We start from the raw sequence: 5870 nt of genomic DNA, 5'->3' as shown, positions 1-5870 counted from the left end.
TTCAACCGCCTCAAGCAGTGGCGGGGCTTGGCCACCCGCTACGACAAGACCCGCGAGTCCTACCAGGCCACCGTCACCATCGCCTCAATCCTGCTCTGGATCTGACCTTTGAAGACGATCTCTAGGCGCCGCCCACACCCCGGCCCCGGTCGCAGCCGGCCTTCCCGCCGGCTTCCCGCGCCTCGCCCTCCGCGCGACGCCGCTCACCGAGCGAGGCCTCGGCGAGCCGCGCCGCGACCACGCCGGCCCCACCGCCCACGCCCTCGAGCACAACGGTCACCTCGTCGGCTGGACCGAGCCCTACCAGGGCGGCGACCACTGGATCACCCTGCTGCGCGGCCGCCAGGTCGTCGACGCCGCCGACAGCGAACCGCTGCTGTCCGCCAATCCCGACGACGTCCTCACCCTGCTGCGCCTGGCGCTCGACCAAGGCCTCGCCGCCTCCAACGCACCCGGCCCGCTCCCTTCCGCGCGAAGGTGATCCCGCGGGCAGTCCGGCAGGTGGGCTGCACCGGCTCGAACGGGCACCGCGTCACGGCTCGGAGCAGGACGGACCTTCGACTCCCGTGCAGCCCGACCAACGGCACCGGTGCGCGGGCGGACACCGGCACCGGCGGGTCACACCTCCCGGCGGACGGCTTCGGGCGGGTACTGATCCATGACAGATTCGCCCGACTCCCGCCGGCCGTAGCGTCGATGCCGTCAGTCCGCCCCGACACTGTGGGAGCAGCACGATGACCGCTTACGCTCTGGCCCAGGTCCACTCCATCGACCCCGACCCGGACGTCACCGAGTACCTGCGGCGTATCGACGCCACCCTCGACGCGTTCGGCGGACGTTTCGCCGTCCACCGCGGGAAGTTCGAGACATTGGAGGGGAGCTGGGGCGCCCTCGGTCTGATCCTGATCGAGTTCCCCGACTACGAGCGTGCCCGCGCCTGGTACGACTCACCCGCCTACCAGGAGATCCTGGAGCTGCGGACCCGGCACATGGCAGCCGACGTGATCATCGCCGAAGGCGTACCCGTCGGCTACCGCGCCGAACACCGTTTCGAGGGCCACCCGGCATGAGCACTCCGTGGAGCGGATCCGTGCCGTTCGGACCGCCAGGCCCGGGCACGGTTGCTCCTACGCCCCGCGGTCCGGCTCTTGGCCGATGGCCAGGGCGTGGTCGATGAGCCGACCGACCCGGGGGAGGCCGGCGGTGAGGTCGCCCGGCACGGTGCCGGGTGCGGTGGCGGCGCTGATCGCGGCCAGCGCGACCCGCTCGGTCGGCCGCAGGTCCATCGGTCCGGTGCCGGGGCGCTCCAGGGTGAAGGCGGCCGGGTCGAGCTCGTAGAGGAGTTCGCCCTCCAGCGGGCCGTCGCGGACGAGCACGATCTCCCGGGACAGGATCCGCTCCACGGCCCGCGCGTACCGCTCCGGGATTCGCCGGTTGTCCTCCTCGTCCTGGCGCTCGGCCAGGGCCCGGATCCAGGTGGCGGCGATCGCCTTCCCCCGGGCGCCGCTCGCTGTTCACCGACCTGGTGCTGCGCGACCCCGGTGCCGACGTGCCGCTGCTCCTGGTCGAAGCCGACCGCGACAACGAGAGCGCCGGCGAACTCGCCGAGAAGCTCACCGGCTACCGGGCCTGGTGCGAGCTGCCCGCCGAGGGCGCCTTGAAGGCCGAGTTCGCCGACTCGCTGCGCGCCCGGGGAGCGCGCACCCACGAGCTGCGGCTGTGGCGCGCCCGCTACCTGGCCACCGGCCGCAAGCGCCCCCGGCCCGGCACCAAGCCTCCACCAAGGAGGAGGAGCGCGAGCAGGCCCGGCGCGAGCACGAGCGCCTCACGGCCCGCGGCCGCCGCGTCGAAGCCGCAGCACAGCACCGCGGTGGACGGCGAGCCGCACCTGGCCCTGGCAGCGCAGCGCACCGTCGCCTTCCCCGTCGGCCTTGGCGAGCCGGACCTGGCCGAGCCTTTCGGCGCCCTGACCGCCCGCGTCTGGCGCGGCCGGTCCGACCTGGTTGCCCTCCACCGCGCCGGCCAGCGAACCGGCTGGGTCCAGCACGGCCTGCCCGGTCTCGTCGACGGACACCTGATCCTTGATGCCGCCGACCACGAACCCCTGCTCGCCACCGACGCACGCCAAGCAGCCGAACTGCTGCACCTGGCCCTGCGACAGCGCTTGATCTGACCCGTCCCGGCCCGCTGCTCCCGGGCTCCAGCCAAGGGCATCCGCCAGAGCGTTCTGACGTTCGCTCCCAGGTCCGCTGCACAGCCCGGAAGGTGCGGGGTTCCTTCCGGGCTGTGCAGCGGACCTGGGAGCTGCGGGGGCGGCCGCAGCGGCGCGCATGGTGGCGGGTGGGGTGGGCCCGCTTGGCGGTGGTGCGGGCCCACCTCTGCGGTTACCAGGGCAGATGGGACAGGGTCCAGACGACCAGCGCGGTGGTCGCTGCCGGCACAGCGGCGTCGATGACCGCCAGGAGCAGGCGGTGGGGACGGCGTCGGTCGGAGGGCTTCTGTGCGGGGCGGTGCTTGGCGTTGTGGTTGCCGTTGCTGCGGTTGGAGCGGTCCTTCATCACGAATCTCCCCTGTGATCGATCCTTCGGCTTCACTCCGGACGGAGCGGCTGATATGACGGTGGATCAGCGCGGCCCCCAACCGAAGCGGCACCGGGTTACCGGCACCACAACCCCCGCCGCTGGGCCCGACAACCAGGGGATTTCGGGCCAGGGAGGGTCTGGATGGCAGAGGCGGACAAGGGCACCACAGGACGCGCAGGGGCGCCGTGGGGGCCGCTGAAAGGGCCGACCCCTGAGGCGAACCACCTAGCCGCGACCCTGCGCCAGTGGCTGGACGCCTCGGATCTGAGGGTGAAGGACTTCCATGCCCAGCTGGAGCCGGTCGACTTCGGCGGCGGCAAGGTCCCCTCCCCCGACACCGTCTACAGCCGCTTCGCCGGCATCAAACTCGACTGGAACTTCGTCAGCGCGGTCGTGCAGGTCTGCTCCGCCGACGAGGACACCCGCGCCACCCGGCTCAAGCAGGGCCGCCAGATGCTCAACAAGGCCGTCGAAGCTGCCCGCGTCCGCCGGGAGAGCGAGCGCGTCCGACGGCGCGCCGGCCTGCCCCCCGTCCAGGTCCCCCCGGCCCTGCCCGCCCCCGGCACCGACAGCCTCCCACCCGGGCCGCGCCTGCTTGCCGCGCAGGACAAGATCATCCAGATGTACGAGAAGCAGTCGACCCTCCAGCAGGCCAACCACCGCCTCGAGCTGATCGTGGCCCTCGCCGCCGCCAAGGAGCAGGAGTACCTGCGCGACATCGCCGACCTCGAGCGCCGGCTCGCCGACGCCCTGGCGGCCCGCACCTCTGAGCCCGCCCAGATCGCCCTCTACGAGAAGAAGATCGAAGAAGCCCGCGCCCGCGAAGAGGCCATGGCCAACGCCCGCTACGACGCGGAGGACGACCGCGACATCGCCCGGCAGATGCTCGGCCACGCCAACCAGGAGATCGCTGACCTCAAGGCCGAGATCGACAGGCTCAAGACCGTCTTCGGCGTGACCACCCAGCGCATCGTCGAACGCGTCGGCGACGTCCTCGGCGATCGCCTCCAAATCGTCGACGGCGCCATCGACGCCGTCCAGCGAATCGTCGGCGAGGAACACGACCAACTACGCGAAATGGGCCGCTCCCTGGGCTGGAGCCTGCCAGAAGACCAGAAGCCCTCCGGCTTCGACGGGCGCACCATCCCCGGCGAAGTCCTCTACTCCGAGCCCGACAACCCCCCATCAACCCCCGACAACCCGCCCACCAGCCAGGACACGGCTCTCTCTCGGCCCGACAACCCGCCGGCGAGACCCGACAACCCCGCTGCAGGACACACACCCCCCACCCCCTGGGCGGCCAGTCCCCTCCCGCAGACCCCCACACCGCACTACCCGCCCCCAGCACATGTGCAGCCCACCCCTACCAACCGGCCCCCCGTACTCCCCGCCTCCGCCACGACGGCCGCCAACTCCCAGACGAGAAAGAGCCCCATCTGGCGCAAGCGGCTGCAGAGCGCAGCCACGCTGATCGGCCTCGCCACGCTGCTGGTCCCCGCCCTTGTGGGACTCACATACCTCGACCACAACGCCACCACCTACCTCCGGGCACCGGCGTGCGACAGCGCAGCCACCCCGCCCGTGACCTCGAACTGCACCACCACCGAGGACGCCGTCGTCACCGACAAACAGAAGGGCGGCACGGACGACTCCGACAAGGTCACCGTCAGGCGCACATCGGGCAAGACCTCGACCATGGACGTCGACCACCTCTACAACGCCGTCACCCAGGGCACCTCGGTCACCCTCACCCTCTGGGAAGGCCACATCATCAAAGCCCACACCGGAAACGTCACCGACGACGTCTACGACGGCGCCACCTTGTGGAGCGTGCCGGTGATCGTTGTCGTCGGCTTCCTCACCTGGGGCCTGCTCGCTGCCCTACTCGAGGAGTTGCTCGACATGGACGACACCTTCGTAGCAGGAGGTGCGGTCACAGCCGGCCTCATCCTGATCACCGCCAGCATGAACAACGAATACGCCCGCGCCACCTCATACCGCGTCAGCCTCATCCTTCACACCAGCCTGTGGGCCGCACTCGCCTTCATCGTCGGCCTGGTCTCCATAGCCGTCCAGATGACCCCGACGGAACGAGCCGTACGCGCCCGCTACAGGGCCCAGAAAGCAGCCAAGAACCAGCGCTGAAACCCTCAGGGCACAACACCAGGTGCCCGCGGCGCTCCCGCACCGTCCAGCGGGACCCGCTGGCCCCATGCACCGACAGGTGACACCCCGCCATCCCCACCGTCACAGCACAACGCCCGGTAGACGGCGAGCCGCGCCCGGCCCCGGCCGTGCAGCGCACCGCGTCCTCCTCACCAGCCTCCGCACGCCGGACACGACCTCGCCACGGCCTGCGGACCTGCACCGGTGAGGTTCGCACCGCCAGCCTCACCGGCCCGGTGCGGCCGTGGCCTCGGCGGCCGCGCGCAGCCGGGCCGACGCCTCGCTGGTCACCGCGTCCTCGCTGTCGGCCAGCAGGCCCAGCAGCTCCACCGCCACGGTGAGCACCGGCACCGCCGCCTCGCGCAGCAGCGGAGGAGGGGGAGGGGGAGGAGTGCGTCATGCCCTCCCAACCATCCCCGCACCTGCCCGGGTCATGCCGCCCGCCCCGGCGGTTGTCCAGGGGATTCGCGCAGTTGTCCAGGTTCCTGGTCCTCCCGGGCGGCAGGAGCGTGGGCGGTAGCATCCGGTCGGTATTCGCCGCGGCCCAGGGGGAAGCATGATCGGACTGAAGGACGTGCGTCGCTGGATCGACTCGGCTATCGGGCAGGCCATGGTGACCGCCGGGATGGGGCTCCTCGTGCTGTGGCCGAGCACGGGCTCGCAGCGGCTCGTCTACGGGGTCCTCTTCGTGCTGGGGGTCCTGAACCTGCTGCTGATGGTTCTCGGGCCGTGGTTGGTGCGGCGTGCGGCGGCGAAGGGCCGTCTGCGGGGCCGCCACTCCCGTACCTGAGCCACGACGGCGTGCCTCCTTGTGCTCCTGCCGGCCGTGCCCTGAGCAGCGATACCGGCAGGTGCCGTACAGAGGGCTGATCAAACTTTGCTGAGACGCCGTCAAACTCCTTTGAGACGGGTCACGCCCGGCGGCCTTGGACATGCCCGGGACAGCTCCCCCGGCCTGCAGCTCGATCCCACGTAGGCACCACCGCAGGTACGTGGGGTCTGTAAAAAGAACGGTGTAACTCCCGATCAAGGAAGTAGCACCTGATGACAGACGTGACCGTCTCGGCCGAGGCCGTGGAGGCCGTGCGACCGGTCGAGTTGCAGCCGGACGCCCTGGACGAC

At 71.1% G+C, this 5870-nt stretch carries 8 protein-coding genes; 4 read left to right on the top strand and 4 right to left on the bottom strand.

What is annotated here, in order from left to right; all coding sequences use genetic code 11:
• Positions 1–121: 121 nt before the first annotated feature.
• A complete protein-coding gene (locus tag QSK52_RS38780; protein ID WP_285740994.1) occupies positions 122–430 on the bottom strand; it encodes a hypothetical protein in 309 nt (102 codons plus the stop codon).
• A 304-nt stretch (positions 431–734) separates the two neighbouring features.
• On the opposite strand from QSK52_RS38780, the gene QSK52_RS38775 reads away from it, so the two are divergent.
• Positions 735–1070 carry a DUF1330 domain-containing protein gene (locus tag QSK52_RS38775; RefSeq protein WP_285740993.1) on the top strand — a complete coding sequence of 112 codons (336 nt, stop codon included), beginning with the start codon at positions 735–737 and terminating at the stop codon, positions 1068–1070.
• Positions 1071–1127: 57 nt separating this feature from the next.
• On the opposite strand, the gene QSK52_RS38770 is transcribed toward QSK52_RS38775, so the two are convergent.
• A complete protein-coding gene (locus QSK52_RS38770) occupies positions 1128–1403 on the bottom strand; it encodes a hypothetical protein (protein WP_285740992.1) in 276 nt (91 codons plus the stop codon).
• A gap of 122 nt (positions 1404–1525) precedes the next feature.
• Between QSK52_RS38770 and QSK52_RS38765 the strand changes: the two genes are divergently transcribed.
• The gene (locus tag QSK52_RS38765) at positions 1526–2173 is read left to right on the top strand and encodes a hypothetical protein (protein WP_285740991.1); all 648 of its coding nucleotides are present in this window, start codon (positions 1526–1528) and stop codon (positions 2171–2173) included.
• Between the two features lie 211 nt (positions 2174–2384).
• Here the strand turns inward: QSK52_RS38765 and QSK52_RS38760 are convergent, their stop codons facing one another.
• Positions 2385–2558 carry a hypothetical protein gene (locus tag QSK52_RS38760; protein ID WP_285740990.1) on the bottom strand — a complete coding sequence of 58 codons (174 nt, stop codon included), beginning with the start codon at positions 2556–2558 and terminating at the stop codon, positions 2385–2387.
• A gap of 165 nt (positions 2559–2723) precedes the next feature.
• On the opposite strand from QSK52_RS38760, the gene QSK52_RS38755 reads away from it, so the two are divergent.
• Positions 2724–4727 carry a hypothetical protein gene (locus QSK52_RS38755; protein ID WP_285740989.1) on the top strand — a complete coding sequence of 668 codons (2004 nt, stop codon included), beginning with the start codon at positions 2724–2726 and terminating at the stop codon, positions 4725–4727.
• Between the two features lie 246 nt (positions 4728–4973).
• Here the strand turns inward: QSK52_RS38755 and QSK52_RS38750 are convergent, their stop codons facing one another.
• Positions 4974–5099: a hypothetical protein gene (locus tag QSK52_RS38750; RefSeq protein ID WP_285740988.1), complete on the bottom strand. Its 126-nt coding sequence runs from the start codon at positions 5097–5099 to the stop codon at positions 4974–4976.
• Between the two features lie 205 nt (positions 5100–5304).
• On the opposite strand from QSK52_RS38750, the gene QSK52_RS38745 reads away from it, so the two are divergent.
• On the top strand, positions 5305–5538 hold the full coding sequence (locus tag QSK52_RS38745) for a hypothetical protein (protein ID WP_285740987.1): 234 nt from the start codon (positions 5305–5307) through the stop codon (positions 5536–5538).
• The last annotated feature ends 332 nt before the right edge of the window (positions 5539–5870 follow it).

This window comes from Kitasatospora phosalacinea (assembly GCF_030268885.1).
Classification (GTDB): Bacteria; Actinomycetota; Actinomycetes; order Streptomycetales; family Streptomycetaceae; genus Kitasatospora; species Kitasatospora phosalacinea_C.
Note: the sequence above shows the minus strand (reverse complement) of the source record. Positions and strands in the feature narration are given on the sequence as shown.